The organism is Rhizobium hidalgonense, from assembly GCF_002914525.1.
GTDB classification, from domain to species: domain Bacteria; phylum Pseudomonadota; class Alphaproteobacteria; order Rhizobiales; family Rhizobiaceae; genus Rhizobium; species Rhizobium hidalgonense.
In genome coordinates this window covers 107,412-125,622 of sequence record NZ_LODW01000127.1, presented here as the reverse complement: position 1 = coordinate 125,622, position 18,211 = coordinate 107,412, and the positions used below count along the sequence as shown (strand labels likewise).

Sequence of the window (18,211 nt, the reverse complement as noted above, 5' to 3'; positions counted from 1 at the left end):
CGCGCGGACATTCATGTCCGGGGTCGCTGGGAGTCCAGCGCGTTGCAGCCTTCAGGAAAACGAAGAAGACCAGCCGGTTGCTGGCCACGATCATTGCCGTTTATGCTTAACAAACGGCTAAACTTCAGAAGAAATTTATCTTATTTTACAAGGTTTCATACATCATAACAAACGCCGCCGAATGGGGACCCGGCAGCGGTTTCAATTCGGACAAAGACCTATTCGGCGGCCTGCAACTGCTCCTCGTCGGGCACGGCCCGTGGCCGCGTGGCGACCGCCATCTCTTCGTGCAGCCGGGCTTCCTCATGGGCGTGCGGCTTGCCGAAGCGGGCAAGCAGCAGATAGGCGACCGGCGTGATGAACAGCGTCACCAGCGTCGCGAAGCCGAGACCGCCGACGATTACCCAGCCGAGTGCGACGCGCGCTTCCGCACCCGCGCCATGGGCAAAGACCAGCGGCACGCCACCGAGGATGGTGGCGATCATCGTCATCATCACAGGGCGGAGGCGCAACGCGCAGGCCTTTTCGATCGAGGATCGCACGTCCTCGCCCCGGTCGCGCAGCTGATTGGCGAATTCGACGATCAGAATGCCGTTCTTCGCCATGACACCGACCAGAAGCACCAGGCCGATCTGGCTGTAAATGTTGAGGCTGGAGCCGGTGATGATGAGCGCGAAGACGGCGCAGGCTAGGCCGAGCGGCACCGTCGACATGATGATCAGCGAGGACAGAACGCTTTCGAACTGCGCCGCCAGCACCAGGAAGATGATGACGATGGCAAAACCGAAGGTCAGCGCCATGCCGCTCGAATTCTCTTCCAGCGTCGCAGCTTCGGCGAGCGGCAGCAGACGCGAGCCCGCTGGCAGTAGCGGCGCGGCAAGTTCAGTGACCTGCTTGACCGCATCGCCGAGCGACATGCCGTTCTTCAGGCCGGCGGTGATTGCCACCGAGGCCAACTGCTGCTCGCGGTTCAGCTGCGGCGCGACCGAACCTTCCTTCATCGTGGCGATGACCGACATGGGCACGATCTTGCCGTCGCCGGTTTTCAGGAAGACGTTTTCGAGGTCTGTGGGGTCGTCGATCGGCCGCGTCGTCGAGGTCAGCAGCACGGGATAGGATTCGCCGTCGACAAAGACGTCGACCACCGAGCGCCCTTCGAGCAGCGACTGGATCGCCGTCGAAAGGCCGGTTATGTCGATGCCGAGATCGGAGGCACGCTCACGGTCAATCGCCACCGAGACCTGCGCCTGGCTGGGCTCGTTGGTCAGGCGCGGCGTATCGTATTGGCCGGTGGCATCGAGCGCCTGGACCAGCTTGGCGGCCGCCGCCGTCAGCGCCTCGTGATCATTGCCGATCAGCGCCATCTGCACGCCACTGCCGGCGCCGCGGATGCGCAGGCTGTTAGAAGAGATGGCGTTGCCGCGCAGCGCCGGCACCCTTGCTGCCGCCTGGTTGATGTCGCCGACGATCTCCGCCTGCGTCCTGTGGCGCTCTCCCCAGGGGGCGAGCGTCAGCACCATGAAGCCGCTGTTCAGCGAACCGCCCTGGCCGGAAATCGAGAAGATGTTGCGGATGTCGCCGCTGGTCACCAGCGGCTGCAGATTTTCCTCAACGAGCTGCATCTTGTCACGGGTATATTCTAGGCTCGATCCCTGCGGCGTCGTCAGCCGCATCATCACCATCGACCGGTCCTCTTCCGGCGTCAGTTCGCTCTTGACGGTCGAAAACGCGATAACGGCTGCACCGGCAAAGATCACTGAAAACAGCAGGACGACGAAGGGCGCATTGAGACAGCCGTGCAGCGCCCATTTGTAGAGCCGGGCGAGCGCGCCGCCGAAGCGGCCGAGCGCGCCATGATCCTCGAGCATCGGCTTCGTCAGCATACGCGAGGCAAGCATCGGGCAGAGCGTCAGCGCCACGATCGACGACAGGCCGACGGAGAAGGCGAGGACGAAGCCGAATTCACGGAACAGGCCGCCGACCTGTCCCGGCAGGAAGGAGAGCGGGATGAACACAGCCGCCAGCGTCGCGGTCGTCGCGACAACAGCGAAGAACACTTCGCGCGTTCCAAGCACGGCGGCCGCCCGCGGCCCCATGCCTTCGGCGCGCCGCCGCACGATGTTTTCGAGCACCACGATCGCGTCGTCGACGACGAGGCCGGTTGCCAGCACGATCGCCAGCAGCGTCAGGATATTGATCGAGAAACCGACCATATAGATCGCCGCCAGCGTTCCGATTAGCGCAACCGGCATGCTGACCGCTGGGATCAGCGTCGCCCGCCAGTCGCGCAGGAAGAGATAGATGACAGCGGTAACGATGACGGCGGCGAGCACCAGCGCCAGTACCACCTCGTGGATCGCACCCTGGATGAAGACGGCATCATCGCTGGTGATCGCGATCGTCGTGCCCTCGGGCAGCGTCTTCGACAATTGCTCGACGGCGGCCTTGATGCCGGTCGAGATGTTGAGCGTGTTAGACTGCGCCTGACGGATGATGCCGAGGCCGATGCCGGGCTTGCCGTTGGAGCGCAGCGCCGTTTCGCCGTCGCGCGGTCCGAGTGTCACCGTCGCGACATCGCCGAGGCGGACGCGATCCTGCAGTATGACGTTGGAAAAATCCGCCGGCGTCTGCAGGTTTGCGGTGGCGCGCACCACGATATCCTGCGTATTGCTCTTCAGGGATCCCGCCGGCACGTCGAGAGCTGCATTGTCGAGCGCCTTCGTCAGGTCGCCGATGGTCAGCCCGCGGCTCGCCAGCGCCCCCTGGTCGACATCAACCCGGAAGACCTTCTCCTGGTCGCCATATTCCTCGACATCGGCGACGCCGTCGACGGAGGCGAGGCGATCGATCACCTCGTTTTCGACGAGCTGCGTCAGGTCGTCCATGTTGAGCTTGGTGGAGGTGACGGCAAGTCGCATGATCGCCGAGGAATCCGAATCCGCCTTAACGATCTGCGGCGCGTCCGCTTCATCGGGCAGGTTCTGGGTGATGCGGCCGATCGCGTCGCGCACGTCGTTGGCGGCAACCGCGAGATCGATCGCATCCGAGAATTCCAGCGTTACCCGGCTCTGGCCGAAGGAAGAGGTCGAAGAGATCGATTTCAGGCCGCTGACGCGCGCGACCGCGCCCTCGATCACCTTGGTCAGTTCCTGATCGATCGTCTGCGGCGATGCGCCGTCGAAGGTCGTGCGCACGGTGACGACCGGACGGTCGACATCCGGCAGTTCGCGCACCTCGACGCCGACGTAAGCCGCAAGGCCGGCAACGACCATCAGCGTGTTGAACACCAGCGCCAGGATTGGCCGGCGAACGAAAAGCGCGGTGAAGCTCTGCTTGCCCGAGGCCCTGTCCTGATGAATCTCGGTCACGCTCATTGGGTGACGGCCTCCCCATTCGAGGCCATTTCAGCGGAAACGCGCACCGCCCCGCCCTCGCGCACGCGCTGCAGGCCCTGGGTCACGATCTTGTCGCCGTCCTTGAGATCGGCTTTGACGAGAACGAAATCCGGATTGCGCTGCACGACGCTGACCCGCACCTTGTGTGACTTGTCGTCGTTAACCAGCCAGACGAAGGACCCCTGCGAATCCCACTGTACGGACTGCGGATCGACCGCCGGATATTTGTCGCCGGGAAATTTCATGCTGACGCTGAAGGACATGCCCGCGCGCAGTTCATCCGAACTGTTGTCGATCTTGGCGCGCAGGCGCAGCGTACGGCTTGCCGCGTCGATGCGGTTGTCGACGGCTTCGACCACGCCGGAAAACATCTGCCCCGGCTTTGCCACCGACATTGCCTCGACCGGCTGGCCGACCGACACCGTGTTGGCGAAGCGTTCCGGCACCCAGAAATCGACGAGGATTTCCGAGCGGTCGTCGAGCGTGACGATCGGGATGCTCGTCGTGACGTTGTCGCCGATATTGACTGGTACGATGCCGACGATGCCGTCGATCGGCGCAATGATGTTGCGCCGTGCGAGATTGAGTTCGGCAGCTTGCAGCTGCAGTCGCGCGCCCTGCTCGGCGATCTCGGAATCGAACACGTCCATGCGCGACACGCTGGACTTGATGTTGTGATAGAGATTGGATTTTTCGACGGCGGCCTTGACCGCTACATCAGCCTGGCCGCGGGCGATTACCTGCTCTTCGCTGTCGAGCTTGGCGAGCACCTGGCCAGCCTTGACCTTGTCGCCCGACTTGATGAGGATTTCGCGGATGGTGCCCGATGCCTGTGCGGTCACAGCGACCGAACGGATCGCATCACCGGTGCCGATGGCGTTCAGCCGGTCGTTGACGACGCCCTGGACGACGGCTTCAGTCGCGACAAGAATGGCGCTGTTGCGCCCGCCGCCATTGCGGCGGTTCTGCCCCTGACCTTGTCCGTCGCCACGCTGCTGGCCTTGCACCCGGGCGGGAGCGTCGGCATCCGCCGTCTCCTCAGCCTTCGGCGCGATCTTGGAAACGATGCCGTCTGGAATACCTGCATCGCGCATCATATCGCCGGCACCGGGCACAAAGAAAACCCACGCGGCAAAGCCGGCAGCGATGACGATGAGTGAGAGTATAAACTGCTTCCAAAAGGCCATTCACGTCTCCGGAGGGACTCGAGGTCGGACCAGGGTCGGTCGAAAGAGGCGCTGCGGGATCAAGGTCCCGACTGATGCGACAATATCGCGCGTTTACAGCTTACCGGCAAGCATAAGCAGCCGGCATTACCGATTTGTAATATCAGGAAAGAATGGAAATAACCCGGCCGCTCACTTTTGCTTGAACGAACACTCGCCATGTCTTTGACGCCGCCGATTGACGGGCGGGATGCCGTGCAAAATCTCTGCCGATGCGGGTTGAATGTCTATCGACGCATCGACCATCGCAAACCGATGACGGCCGCAATCCCCAGTATCGGCCACACCGCCCAGAACTGCCCCGTCCAGGTGAAGAGGTTGATGCCGACAATGCCGAGCGCCACGATCGCCAGCGAGGTGATCTTCCGGTTGAACAGGATCTGATTGCGATTCCAGGCGAAAGCCGCGACGACGGCGAGCGCAAGCACCGGAAAGCGCGCCCAGAAAACCCCCTGCCACGATAAAAGATTGATGCCGATCAGCACCGCCGCGATGACGCCGAGCACAGCGAACTGTCTGCGTCTGCCAGGTCGCGGGCTTGCTTCGGCAATCTCAGCCGCCGGCTGCGGACGTGCTGGGCCTGGTCGTTGGGGAGGCGGCATCTCGTCCTTGGCATCGCCGATCTTCACCGCGTAGCTCGGCACGCCTTCATCGACGTTCTTCACCATCAGCGGCCCGAGAAATTCAAAACCGACCGCGACCTTGTTGCGGACCTGATCGTAGACGGTGCTTGATATAACGATGCCGCCGGCGGAAGCCGAGGCCTGAAGCCGTGCGGCGATGTTGACGCCGTCGCCATAGATGTCGTCGTCTTCGACGATTACGTCGCCGAGATTGATACCGATGCGGAACAGCATGCGCCCGTCTTCCGGGCGGCGGGCGTTGAAACCGGCAAGTTCGTTCTGGGTATCGACAGCGGCGCGCACCGCCTCAACCACGCTTGGGAAATCAGCGATCAGCCCGTCGCCCCAGGTATTGATGACACGGCCGCCATGGCTTTCGATCAGGCGCCCCATCGCCTCCCGGCAGCGCTTCAGCGCCGCAAGCGTCCCCTCCTCATCGGCCCCCATCAGACGGGTATAATCCTGCACGTCAGCACAGAAGATCGTCGTCAGCTTGCGCCGCGTTTCACCCATGGTCTCTCGTCTCCGCGCTGTCCGCTCCCGGAAGGTCGCTGCAAACGTCGAATGTCGGTGAGTGATGGGCGATTGCAGCGGCGGTAAACTACTAAGCCTTTGTCTTCGTTACCATCGATAATTGCACCTTATCGTCGGCAAACAACGCGGCTTGGAGACATATCGGGGATCATTGAACGATCTTGCGCGGGCTCGCCGTGTGCTCCCTCGCCACGGTGTTCGAACTATCGATCTCCTGAAGCAACACGTCGTAGCCCCAGAGATCGGCGAGATGCTGCAGGACAAGCCTCGTGTCGGCCTCCTGAAGATAGCTTCCGTTCATCATGATATGTTGCAGCAGCAGGCGGCGGTCACCGGCGAGGTCGACGTCGACGATATCGATGGCCGGATCGGTCCAGCCGATGTCGTATTCGCGGGAAAGCTGACGGCGGATGCGCAGGTATCCGCGCTCATTGTGGATCGCCGAAACCAGAACCCCTTCAGTCTGCTCCGGATCATCGTAGAGATGGAACAGCCGCAACTGGCGGATCAGGTTCGGGCTGAGGAATTGGCTGATGAAACTCTCGTCCCGGTAATTGGCCCAGATGTCGCGCAGCACGGCCATCGCATCGCCGCGTCCTGATATATCGGGGAACCATGTGCGGTCTTCCTCCGTCGGCTTCGTGACGATCCTCTCGATATCCTGCATCATCGCAAAACCGAGCGCATAAGGGTTGAAACCCGAGAACCGCCGATCGTCATAGCTCGGCTGGAACACCACGTTGGAGTGCGATTTCAAGAATTCGAGGAAGTTTCCGTCGCTGATCTGCCCCCGCTCATGAAGCCGGTTCATGATCTGGTAATGGACGAAGGTCGCGGTTCCCTCATTCATCACCTTGGTCTGCCGCTGGGGATGGAAATATTGGGCGACATGGCGGACGATGCGAAGAATTTCGCGCTGCCATGGCTGCAGCCGCGGGGCGGTTTTCTCGAGAAAATAAAGGATGTTGTCCTGCGGAAGACCAAGCGCGGCACGGCGCTTTTCCAGGCCGCCGTCGCTCGCCTTTTTGGCCTTGCCGACGGGAACCGTGCGCCACAGATCGTTGAACATCTGCTCCTCGTGGGCCCGGCGCTCCTGCTGCCGCTTCTCCTCCTGGCGAAGGTCTATGGTAGTCTTGCCCGCATATCGATGCACCCCATGTGACATCAGCGCATGCGCCGCATCGAGCGTCCGCTCGACGGCCGTCTCGCCATAACGCTCCTCGCAGCGGGTGATATATCCTTTGGCGAAATCGAGGTAATCGAGGATTCCTTCGGCATCGGTCCAAAGCTTGAAGAGATAATTGTTCTTGAAGAAGTGGTTGTGGCCGAAGGCCGCGTGCGCGGTGACGAGCGTTTGCATCGTCGCCGTATTCTCCTCCATCAGATAGGAGATGCAGGGAGAGCTGTTGATGACGATCTCATAGGCAAGGTCGCGCATGCCGCGGCGGTAAAAGGCTTCGTGATGCGCGAAGTGCTTGCCGAAGGACCAATGGCGGTAAAACAGCGGCATGCCGGTCGAGGAATAGGCATCCAGCATCTGCTCCGAAGTGATGACCTCGATCTGGTTCGGATAGACGTCAAGGCCGAGTTCGCCGAGCGCGATTTCCTCGCAGGCGTCGTGGATGCGCTGCAGCGTTGAAAAGTCCCAGTCGGCCCCCTCGAACAACAGCCGCTCTTTCGGCCTCATTGTCATGGTCATGGCGTCACCCTCGACTGCGCGTCACGCTTCTGGAAGAGATCGTGGAAAACCGGGAATATTTCGCTTCGCCGGCAGACCTTGCGCATCGAAAGCGGCAGCAGCTCGGAGCGGATGCCGTCATAGAGCATCCAAAGCGGTGAACGGGATACCGACGAATCGCCGCCTTCTTCGCCGACCTCGATATAGGCGAAATACTGGCACAGCGGCAAAATCTCGCGCAACAGCTGACCGCTGAGGTTGCCGTCCGAATGGGCGTTGTCGCCGTCAGAGGCCTGGGCGCCATAGATATTCCACTCTGCCGGATCGAACCGCGCCGCGATGATCCCGCGCATGGCCGCAAGCGCGCTGGAGACCAGCGTGCCGCCGGTCGCCGGACCGTAGAAGAAGGTTTCCTCGTCCACTTCTTCGGCCTTGTCGGTATGGCGGATGAAGACGATCTCCACCTTCTTGTAGCGCTTAGACAGGAAAAGATAGAGCAGCAGGTAGAACCGCTTCGCAAGGTCCTTCATGTGTTCCGACATCGAGCCGGAGACGTCCATCAGGCAGAACATCACGGCTTTGGCCACTGGCTTCGGCTCGTTCTCAAAACGGCGATATCGGACGTCGAGCGGATCGATATAGGGAATGCGCCGGCTCTTTTCCGTCAGGGCTTTGAGTTTTACCTCCAGCCCTAGGCGGGTCTCATCATCCTCGCACTCCTCGATCTGTCGCTGCAGGGCTTCGATCTCTTCACGACGTGGACGGTGAAGCGCGACACGCCGCATCATCGCCAGCCTCGTCGTGCGACCGACGGCAATATTGGACGGCGATCCGGACACGGAATAGCCGGCCCGGAACGGCGTTTCCTCTTCAGTTTCGGCTAGACGCCGTTTGGCAAGATCAGGCAGTTCCAGGTCATCGAGAAATACATCGAGGAACTCCTCGCGCGTCAGCACGAAACGGAAACCGTCCTCACCATCACCTTCGCCGGCATCTTTTGGTTTTCCGCCATTCCTGCCCGGCGGCCGCGGAATGATATCGCCTTCGACGAAGGCCCTGTTTCCGGGCAGGATGTGATCGGCGGTGCCGCCTTCGCCCTTTCGAAGGCTCGGCTCGGCCATTCCGTCGATCGGCAGGCTGATCTCACCGCCGTCGAGCACATCGCGAATGTTTCGGTTTTGCAGAGAACGCTTGACCGCCTGCTGCACGGCGCCTTTCATGCGCCGAAGAAACCGTTGCCGATTTTCCAGACTTTTACCGCGCGGATTTAGCCGACGGTCGACAATGTGCATAGTGGCTCCACATTAACTTGCCTGTTTGACGCGCATGTACCATTCGACGAGGCGCCGAACCTGCCTCTCCGTGTAACCCCGCGCGGCCATGCGCGAGACGAATTCACTGTGCTTTTTTTCTGTCTCCGAATCCTTCTTCGAGCCGAAGGAAATCACCGGCAAAAGATCCTCAACCTGCGAGAACATACGTTTCTCGATCACTTCCCGGATCTTCTCGTAGCTCGTCCATGACGGATTTTTTCCGCCGTTTGCTGCCCGCGACCGCAACGAGAACTTGACGATTTCGTTGCGGAAATCCTTCGGATTGGCAATTCCTGCCGGCTTTTCGATTTTTGTCAGTTCCTGATTGAGGAGCTCGCGGTCGAGAAGCTGGCCGGTATCGGGATCCTTGAAGTCGACGTCTTCGATCCAGGCATCGGCATAGTCGACGTAGCGGTCGAACAGGTTCTGTCCGTAGTCCGCATACGATTCAAGATAAGCCTTCTGAATCTCATTGCCAATGAACTCTGCGTAGCGTGGCGCAAGATCGGCCTTGATGAATTCCAGATAACGCTTCTCGACATCGTCGGAAAACTGCTCGCGGCGGATCGCCTGCTCCAGCACATACATCAAATGGACAGGGTCGGCGCCGATATCCGTTGTATCGTGATTGAAGGTGGAGGCGAGCACCTTGAAGGCGAAGCGGGTCGAAATCCCGTCCATGCCCTCGTCGATGCCGGCAGCATCCCGGTATTCCTGAACGCTGCGGGCGCGCGGATCGGTTTCCTTCAGGCTCTCGCCGTCATAGGTGCGCATCTTCGAGAAGAACGTCGAATTCTCGTGTTTGCGTAGGCGTGAAAGCACCGAAAAGCGAGCCAGCATTTCGAGCGTTGCCGGGGCGCATGGCGTATCCGCGAGTTCCGATCCCTCGATCAGCTTCTCGTAAATCTTCTGCTCTTCCATCACCCGGAGGCAATAGGGCACCTTGATCACACAGATACGGTCGATGAAGGCCTCGTTGTTCTTGTTTGCCTTGAAGGTCTGCCATTCCGCTTCGTTCGAATGCGCCAAAACGATACCCGAGAAAGGTATGGCGCCGATATTCTCCGAGCCGATATAGTTGCCCTCCTGCGTCGCCGTCAGCAGCGGATGCAGCATCTTGATCGGCGCCTTGAACATCTCCACGAATTCGAGGATGCCCTGATTGGCGCGGTTGAGCCCGCCCGAATAGCTGTAGGCATCGGGGTCGTTCTGAGAGTAAGTTTCGAGCTTGCGGATGTCGACCTTGCCGACCAGCGACGAAATATCCTGATTGTTCTCGTCGCCGGGCTCGGTCTTGGCGACGGCGATTTGGCGCAACCGCGAAGGTTGCACTCTGACGACACGGAAGCGGGAAATGTCGCCGCCGAAGTCGTCGAGCCGCTTCAGGCACCACGGGCTCATCAGCCCGTTCAGGCGCCGTAGCGGAATGCCGTATTGTTCCTGGAGCAGCGAACCCATTGTCTCCGGATCGAAGAGGTTGAGCGGGCTTTCGAAAACGGGGCTGATCTCGTCGCCCGCTTTCAGCACGTAGATCGGATGAACCTCCATCAGCAGCTTCAGCCGTTCCGCCAGGGACGACTTGCCGCCGCCGACCGGCCCGAGCAGATAGAGGATCTGCTTGCGCTCCTCGAGCCCCTGCGCCGCGTGCCGGAAGAAGGAAACGATGCGTTCGATCGTCTCTTCCATGCCGTGAAAGCCGGCAAAGGCTGGATAGATCCGGATGGTCCTGTTCATGAAAATCCGGCCGAGCCGCGCATCCCTGGCGGTGTCGACCATCTGCGGCTCGCCGATCGCGGCGAGCAGGCGCTCGGTCGCATTGGCATAGGCGATCGGGTCCTTTTTACAGAGATCGAGATACTCGGCCACCGACATATCGGTTTCGCGGCGCGCTTCGTAACTGCGCGTAAACGCATCGAATACGGATTCGTTCAGCATGGGCCCTCCAGTAAGGTTATGCCGCAGGCTCAAAGTCGTATAACCATCGAGATGGCTACGACGTTCCTAAGAATCAATAATTTCGTAGGTATATTCGACGCTCACCGGCAGGTTCTTGCAACGCACAAAAACGTGCATGCACCGGTTATTTTTACTCTACGAAACTGTTTCTCATTATAGTTGAAAAAAGCACCCGTGCGGTATCAGCACATTTCGCGACGTGACAGAAAGATGAAAAGGGTGTGCAATGTCGCCCGTGATTCGAGTTTCGGAAAATCGACGATTGGCAGTCAAATCTGCACAGAGTCGATGCCGGACAGCACGTGCCGATCCGCGCCTGAGGTGATGGAAACGGCCGCATCACGGCCGTAAGCCAATCATTCGAATCGGTCGCCGCCGGCGCAGTTCAGCCGTTGAATGCCTTCTCCAGTGCGGCGACATCGATCTTGACCATGCCGAGCATCACCTCGGTTACGCGCCCGGCCCGCTCGCGATTGTCGTCGGCGATCATTTCGGAAAGCATGCGCGGCACGATCTGCCAGGATAGACCCCAGCGGTCCTTCAGCCAGCCGCAGGCCTCCGGCGTGCCGCCATTGGCGAGAAAGGCATCCCAGACTCGATCGATCTCGTCCTGGCTCTCCAGCAGAATCGCGATCGAAAAAGAATGGTTGAAGCTATCGAGCGGGCCGGCCCTCATCGCCAGGAAGGCCTGATCGCCAAGCGTGAACTCGATCAGCTCGACGCTGCCAGGAGGTCCGCTCGGCGTTTCCGCCGGAAGGATGGTCGTACGGCCGATCCTGGAATCCGGGATGATGGACACATAGAATTCGACGGCTTCGCGCGCTTCCTCAGCGAACCAGAGATTTGAAACGACCTTCGCCATGATACAGCCTCCTTGTTGACGATTGATCCGGACCACTGTCCGATGATCCAAGGACGCCCCGCCGGCGTGGGTTCCGACAGAGGGCGGCTGAAATTTTTCGGTCGTGTTGCCGCTTCCGTATCCAGCGGCCCGGCCGCCATGCAAACCCCTTGGGATAGCGGCGACTTGGGAATGAAAGCAGAACATCTTTTCTGGTCTTTCCTTCCCGAATCACTACATTACGCGCCATGAGCAATAGTTTCGACGATATCCCCTTCTTCGACGAAGAGCCGGGCGAGATGGCGCGCAAGCCGCAGCCGCCTGCCGCGCCCGCCGGAAGGCCGCCTGCCACCGGTGGCATTGCCGCCCGCGCCATGGCGGCCCGCGACGGCGGCAGCCGGCCGGATTATCTCGCCGGTCTGAACCCCGAGCAGACCGAAGCCGTCGAAACTTTGGAAGGCCCTGTCCTCGTGCTTGCCGGTGCCGGCACTGGCAAGACGCGCGTGCTGACGACGCGCATTGCCCATATCCTCAATACCGGCCGTGCCTTCCCATCACAGATCCTCGCCGTCACCTTCACCAACAAGGCCGCCCGCGAGATGAAGGAGCGCATCGCGCTACTGGTCGGCGGCGCCGTCGAAGGCATGCCTTGGCTCGGCACATTCCACTCGATCGGCGTCAAACTTCTGCGCCGCCACGGCGAGCTCGTCGGCCTGCGTTCCGATTTCACCATTCTCGATACCGACGACGTCGTCCGCCTGATCAAGCAGTTGATCCAGGCCGAAGGCCTCGACGACAAGCGCTGGCCAGCCAAGCAGTTCGCCGGCATGATCGACACCTGGAAAAACAAGGGTCTCGCGCCGGCCGATATCCCCGAGGGCGACGCCCGCGCCTTCGCCAATGGCCGCGGCCGCGACCTTTATTTCGCCTATCAGGCGCGGCTGACCACGCTGAACGCCTGCGATTTCGGCGACCTGCTGATGCATCCGATCGCGATCTTCCGCAAGAACCCGGATCTCCTGAAGGAATATCACGGCCGCTTCCGCTATATCCTCGTCGACGAGTACCAGGACACCAACACCGCCCAATATATGTGGCTCCGGCTTCTCGCCCAGCGCGCCAAGGGAGAGCAGCAGAATGTCTGCTGCGTCGGCGACGACGACCAGTCGATCTATGGCTGGCGCGGGGCCGAAGTCGACAACATCCTGCGCTTCGAAAAGGATTTTCCCGGCGCCAAGGTCATCAAGCTCGAGCGCAACTACCGCTCGACCGAACATATCCTCGGGGCCGCCGCCCATCTGATCGCCCATAATGAAGGGCGGCTTGGCAAGACGCTGTTCACCGACCGTTCCGATCCCGACGACGTCAGGGTGCAGGTCCACGCCTCGTGGGATTCGGAGGAGGAAGCCCGCGCCATCGGCGAGGAAATCGAGCAGCTTCAACGCGGCAAGCATCTGCTCAACGACATGGCGATCCTCGTGCGCGCCTCCTTTCAGATGCGCGAGTTCGAAGACCGCTTCGTCACTCTCGGCCTCAACTACCGCGTCATCGGCGGCCCGCGCTTCTATGAGCGCCTCGAAATCCGCGATGCCATGGCCTATTTCCGCCTCGTCGCCCAAGCCGCCGATGATCTCGCCTTCGAGCGCATCATCAACACGCCGAAGCGCGGCCTCGGCGACACGACGGTGCGTGCGCTGCATGACTATGCCCGGGCCCGCGATATCCCGATGCTGGCGGCGGCCGCCGACATCATCGAGACCGACGAGCTGAAGCCGAAGGCGCGAAAAGCCCTCTTCGACGTGATTCAATCTTTCCGCCGATGGCAGGAACTGCTTGAAAACACGCCGCATACCGAACTTGCCGAGCAGATCCTCGAAGAGTCCGGCTATACCGATATGTGGAAGAACGACAAGAGCGCCGAAGCGCCCGGCCGCCTCGAGAACCTCAAGGAACTGATCCGCTCGATGGAAAGTTTCGAGTCGATGCGCGGCTTTCTCGAACACGTCTCTCTTGTCATGGATGCCGAGACCAACGAGAATCTCGATGCCGTCTCGATCATGACGCTGCATTCGGCAAAGGGTCTTGAGTTCGACACGGTCTTTCTGCCCGGCTGGGAGGAAGGCCTCTTCCCGCACCAGCGCTCGCTCGATGAGAGCGGCCGCGCCGGACTGGAGGAAGAACGTCGCCTCGCCTATGTCGGCATCACCCGCGCCAAGCACCGCTGCCACATCTGGTTCGTCTCCAACCGCCGCATCCATGGCCTCTGGCAATCGACCTTGCCCTCGCGCTTCCTCGACGAACTGCCGGAAACCCATGTCGAGGTCGCCGAAATGGAGCAGAGCTACGGCGGTTACGGCCGTGGCGGCTACGGCCAGTCCCGCTTCGACAAGGCGGAGCCTTTTGCCAATTCCTACTCCACCCCCGGCTGGAAACGCGCCCAGGCCAACAAGACCGACGCCACGCGCGACAATTGGGGCAGCCGCTCCGGCCACGCCGTCGAACGCATCGGTTATGGCGAAAGCGGCCCGAAGGGACGCACGATTGAAGGCGAACTTGTAGCGAAATCCACCTCGTCGGAACCGTCGAAGTTCACCCTCGGCGACCGCGTATTCCACATGAAGTTCGGCAACGGCAATATCACCGGCATAGAAGGCAACAAACTGACGATCGAGTTCGACCGCGCCGGGCAGAAGCGGGTGCTGGACGGGTTCGTCGAGCGCGTGTGACTCGGGATCAGCATGGCGTGAAAACGCTCACCCGAGCATCCGCATTCTTCCAAGACCCAGGACGTCGTTGACGAGCGCGATACCTATGCCCGCGGCAACGATTCCCAATCCGATCAGAAAGAGCCGGCGCGATCGATCGTATTTGACGGCAAAGAGGGAGTCGCGTGACAAGAGGTCCGCAAAGACCTTCACCTGAATGGCTATGCCGATGGTCAGGAACAACATCGGCGGGATATCGATGCGGCTCCAGTCATTGGGATTGGAAACCCAGACACTGATGAAATTAAGCGAGAAACCGAGGATAATCCCGGCCGCCGTCAGCGATCCGTTGCGGAACGTCGCATCGATCTTCTCGTTAGGCTCTGCCTCGGACATGGTTTCGCTTCCGGCTTGCGTCTGAGCAAGAAAGGCAGAAATCTCGGCCGGGAGCAAGATCGGCCGAGAGTATGATGCCGAAAAGTGAAAGCGGTTTTCGGGCGACGTCATGCTCGAATTCCTTCCGGCATCGCGCCTCCGGCACGACGAACGAACGCCGTCGCGGCGGGCATCCGGCGCAGCGCTCAACGCCCGTTCCGTAAACTGGACCGGCGACCGCATGTGTCGCCGGCGCAAAACTCTGCTCGACCGAACCAATCGACCATAAAAATACAATGATTTTAATGATTTATGCTTAGCGGCCAGAAAGTTAACGTGTCAAAACGTCGCTTTGACGCTTTCCGCAAATCAGCTTAGCCTGGAAGACGCCCGTCCATGAAAGGCGGGCTTCACGACGAACTTTTCGAAGGAGGTTCAAGTGACCAGTGTTTCATCTCTTGGCAGCACATTATTCCAGTACCAGTCTCCGCTTTCCAGCCTCGACAAGAATGGCGATGGCGTCGTTTCGGCGGACGAACTCGCCGCCGCATCGCAGTCCTCGTCATCCGGCACGGCTGAGACCCCCACCGACAGCGGCGACAGCAGTGCCGATATCCTCAAGAAGATCACCGGCGACATCCTGTCGCTGATGCTGTCCCTGCAGAAGACCGACGGCAGCGACGATCAAAACGACGGTAGCGATCAAAGCGACGACTCTTCCAACGGCGTCTTCGCCTCGATGGATACCAATGGCGACGGCAAGTTGACCGAGTCTGAATTCCTCGCGGCCGATCCGAGCAGCATCAATACGTCAGGCGACAGCGATCCGCTCCTGACCAAGGTGTTGAGCGACATGCAGACAGCCCTTCAGGCCTACCACAATACCTACGGCTCTTCCGCCGCCGCGGCCGATACGGCAACCGACGAGGTGACCGCGGCCTAGTCGGCCGGGATAAGGCTCCGCCGGGGGGAGCCTCGATCCTTCTTTACCGCAAAAAAGCGCGCCCTTTCAGGCAGCCACGTTTGCGGCCGTCGCCGGCTCTGCCGGCTTGCTGCTAGCTGCGATCCCGCATCATCATTTGAGCCTTGCCCTCCATTTCAGCACGACAGCCACTCCGGATTCTCTCAATGATTGCATTAGGATATGCTGTTTCAGTCATTCGCTACCGCTAGTACCAGAATTAGCACTTGCATCTGCGCCCCCGGAAATTCACTAGTTTATATGTTCAATGTGCTTGGCGTCTTACACTGAAATAAGCGAAGGGATTGGCCTTGATGAAAGCGCTGCTGCTCGTCGATATTCAGAACGGCTTCTGCCCGGGCGGCAATCTGCCGGTGCCGGATGGCGACAAGGTGGTTCCCATCGCAAACAGCCTGATCGACAGCGGCAAATACGACCTAATCGTCGCCTCGCAGGACTGGCATCCGCCGGGCCATGGCAGTTTCGCCTCTGCCCATCCGGGCGCGGCGCCTTTCGAGATGGGCGAACTCTCCGGCAAGCCGCAGATGATGTGGCCCGACCACTGCGTCCAAGGTACGCTCGACGCCGAATTTCATCCCGCGCTGAAATCCGCTGAGATCGATCTGATCCAGCAGAAGGGCGAGGATCCCGATATCGACAGCTACTCGGCCTTCCGCGACAACGACCGCGATGCCTCGACAGGCTTATCCGATTTCCTCGAGGACCAGGGTGTCACCGATCTCGACGTCTGCGGGCTGGCGACCGACTATTGCGTCAAGTTCTCCGCGCTCGACGCGCTGGAGATGATCCCCGGTGTCCGCGTCCGCTTCATCGAGGATGCAAGTCGCGGCATCACCCCCGACGGCGTCGCCGCCGCCATCGACGAAATGCGCTCGCACGGCATCGCGATCATCGACAGCTCTAAGGTGCTGACCGGTTAACTCACGCTAAAACGCGTCGCAATCTTTCAGACCATCTTACTTCATAACATAGACGTCGTAGGTCTCATCGCTCCCGGCAGCCGGGCCGAAGCGTTTGACGAACTCTGTCGCATTCTGGAAAGCAGAAATATCCTCCGGCGTTAGGGACAACCGCCAAACGTAGCTTTCCCGCAAGGAGACGGGTGCAGCAATCTGGTCGAGCCGCTGCGAAAGAAGAATGACGACAGGCACCTGCTCACCCTGCTGCAATCGACGTGCCGCTTGCAGTATATCGGCAAGGCTGAGCGAAAGCCGCGCGTTGCGGGTATATCGCACGATGGCGCCGAACCGCTCCTCCCGCAGAAGATAGGTGCGATTGGAAACATAATAAGGCAGCGCTTCCACGAGATAATCGGGATCTGCCATGATGATCGCATCCTTGAGATCGGGGCGCGATTGAATGAACGCACCGAAATCCTTGCTCCGGCTGAAGGGTATTTCGGCCACGAAGGTCCGATTGACCTTTTCGATACCGGACACGACCTGCAGTGCCAGCAGTACCAGGAAGCACAGGCGCCCGAACTTTACGCCGCCGCCGGCAGCCTTGATGGCGGCAACGTCCGCTCCTACACGTTGGAAGGGTGTGGTCGAGGCGGTCATCGCGATCATGAAAACCAGCCAGAGCGCCTGATGTCTGTATCCGCCGGGATAGACAAGCGTAAAAAGCAGCGACAGTCCTACCAGCACCAGTCCAGCTGCGATCATTGCCGGCCGTCGGTTTGCCAACGCGATCAGGCTGCCGTAGATAAGGACGGACATCAACGCGGCGAAGATACGGAACGCCAACGGATAGGCCATCATCAGTTCAAGAATGCTGTCGGGATAGAACGACATAAAATGCGAACTAGGCAGGGCCAGGGCACGAAGGGCAAGCACAGCGAAATTCTCGCCGCTGAAATCGTTCTGCCCCGTATCATTGAAGGTTGGATAGACAGTGAGGAAACACAGAACAATGCCAACCGCGGCGACGGCAGCGGCTGTCGCGAGGGCTCGATATTCCCTCAAAGGAGGCCTTGGCCGCACCAGCACCAGATCAAAAAACCAATAGGCCAGGAAGCCGCCGACAAGGACGACCGAATGGACGTTGGTATTCGCCAGCAAGGCAAACAACAGGCCGATCGATAGTCCGGTGCGTGCTCCTTTCTCCCAGGCCAGGACGATCAGGAAAATCAACAGCATGCTGATGCCGTAATTTCGCGACATCGCAGCGTATTCGAAAATCGAAAAGCTGCCGAACAGTGAAAGCAGCATGATGGGAAGCGGCAGTTTCAGCCTGAAAACAAGAAGATAGGCTGCTGCCGCCGCAATCACCAGCGCCACGGACTTGAGGACGACGGGTGAGCCGACCACGACATAGGCCGCGCGCAGCAGGATATACCAAAGAGCAGGATGCCCCTCGCCATGCAGCTGGCGAAGCATATCGGCGAAATTGTCGCCCTGAAGGGCCAGCGACAATGCACGGACCTCGTCGCGCCAGACGGTTTCGGACCAGCAAAGTGCAGACGCAAGCGCAAGCCAGACCAAAAAAATCAACGGCTTGCCGAGCTTCGCAAAACGCGGCTCATCAACAACAGAGACAATCAAGGCCAAATGACACGCAACCCGGTGAATGACAGCGTGACGA

Annotated in this window: 12 protein-coding genes; 3 read left to right on the top strand and 9 right to left on the bottom strand. The window is 60.2% G+C overall.

Annotated elements, in window-relative coordinates; all coding sequences use genetic code 11:
- Positions 1–218: 218 nt before the first annotated feature.
- The 7 genes from ATY29_RS34065 to ATY29_RS34035 form a co-directional block, all read right to left on the bottom strand.
- Complete coding sequence (locus ATY29_RS34065; protein WP_097534128.1) at positions 219–3,374, bottom strand: efflux RND transporter permease subunit; 3,156 nt, start codon at positions 3,372–3,374, stop codon at positions 219–221.
- On the bottom strand, positions 3,371–4,582 hold the full coding sequence (locus ATY29_RS34060; RefSeq protein ID WP_097534126.1) for an efflux RND transporter periplasmic adaptor subunit: 1,212 nt from the start codon (positions 4,580–4,582) through the stop codon (positions 3,371–3,373). The genes ATY29_RS34065 and ATY29_RS34060 overlap by 4 nt, the downstream gene beginning before the upstream one ends.
- 266 nt (positions 4,583–4,848) lie before the next feature.
- Positions 4,849–5,757 carry an adenylate/guanylate cyclase domain-containing protein gene (locus ATY29_RS34055; protein WP_097534124.1) on the bottom strand — a complete coding sequence of 303 codons (909 nt, stop codon included), beginning with the start codon at positions 5,755–5,757 and terminating at the stop codon, positions 4,849–4,851.
- A gap of 169 nt (positions 5,758–5,926) precedes the next feature.
- On the bottom strand, positions 5,927–7,477 hold the full coding sequence (locus tag ATY29_RS34050; RefSeq protein WP_003564984.1) for a SpoVR family protein: 1,551 nt from the start codon (positions 7,475–7,477) through the stop codon (positions 5,927–5,929).
- Positions 7,474–8,748, bottom strand: a complete 1,275-nt coding sequence (locus ATY29_RS34045) for a YeaH/YhbH family protein (RefSeq protein ID WP_003564986.1) — start codon at positions 8,746–8,748, stop codon at positions 7,474–7,476. Before ATY29_RS34045 ends, ATY29_RS34050 begins: the two co-directional genes overlap by 4 nt.
- A gap of 12 nt (positions 8,749–8,760) precedes the next feature.
- Positions 8,761–10,704: a PrkA family serine protein kinase gene (locus ATY29_RS34040; protein WP_003564987.1), complete on the bottom strand. Its 1,944-nt coding sequence runs from the start codon at positions 10,702–10,704 to the stop codon at positions 8,761–8,763.
- Positions 10,705–11,110: 406 nt separating this feature from the next.
- Positions 11,111–11,587, bottom strand: a complete 477-nt coding sequence (locus ATY29_RS34035; protein ID WP_097534122.1) for a VOC family protein — start codon at positions 11,585–11,587, stop codon at positions 11,111–11,113.
- Between the two features lie 227 nt (positions 11,588–11,814).
- Between ATY29_RS34035 and ATY29_RS34030 the strand changes: the two genes are divergently transcribed.
- Complete coding sequence (locus ATY29_RS34030; RefSeq protein ID WP_003564991.1) at positions 11,815–14,292, top strand: ATP-dependent helicase; 2,478 nt, start codon at positions 11,815–11,817, stop codon at positions 14,290–14,292.
- 27 nt (positions 14,293–14,319) lie between these two features.
- Here ATY29_RS34030 and ATY29_RS34025 read toward each other — a convergent pair whose 3' ends face one another.
- Positions 14,320–14,667, bottom strand: a complete 348-nt coding sequence (locus ATY29_RS34025; RefSeq protein ID WP_003564993.1) for a hypothetical protein — start codon at positions 14,665–14,667, stop codon at positions 14,320–14,322.
- 418 nt (positions 14,668–15,085) lie between these two features.
- On the opposite strand from ATY29_RS34025, the gene ATY29_RS34020 reads away from it, so the two are divergent.
- Entirely contained in the window at positions 15,086–15,589 is a 504-nt protein-coding gene (locus ATY29_RS34020; RefSeq protein WP_097534120.1) for an EF-hand domain-containing protein, read from the top strand.
- Positions 15,590–15,921: 332 nt separating this feature from the next.
- A complete protein-coding gene (gene pncA, locus ATY29_RS34015) occupies positions 15,922–16,548 on the top strand; it encodes a bifunctional nicotinamidase/pyrazinamidase (RefSeq protein WP_097534118.1) in 627 nt (208 codons plus the stop codon).
- A gap of 36 nt (positions 16,549–16,584) precedes the next feature.
- Here pncA and ATY29_RS34010 read toward each other — a convergent pair whose 3' ends face one another.
- Positions 16,585–18,177 carry a hypothetical protein gene (locus ATY29_RS34010; protein ID WP_097534116.1) on the bottom strand — a complete coding sequence of 531 codons (1,593 nt, stop codon included), beginning with the start codon at positions 18,175–18,177 and terminating at the stop codon, positions 16,585–16,587.
- Positions 18,178–18,211 lie beyond the last annotated feature (34 nt).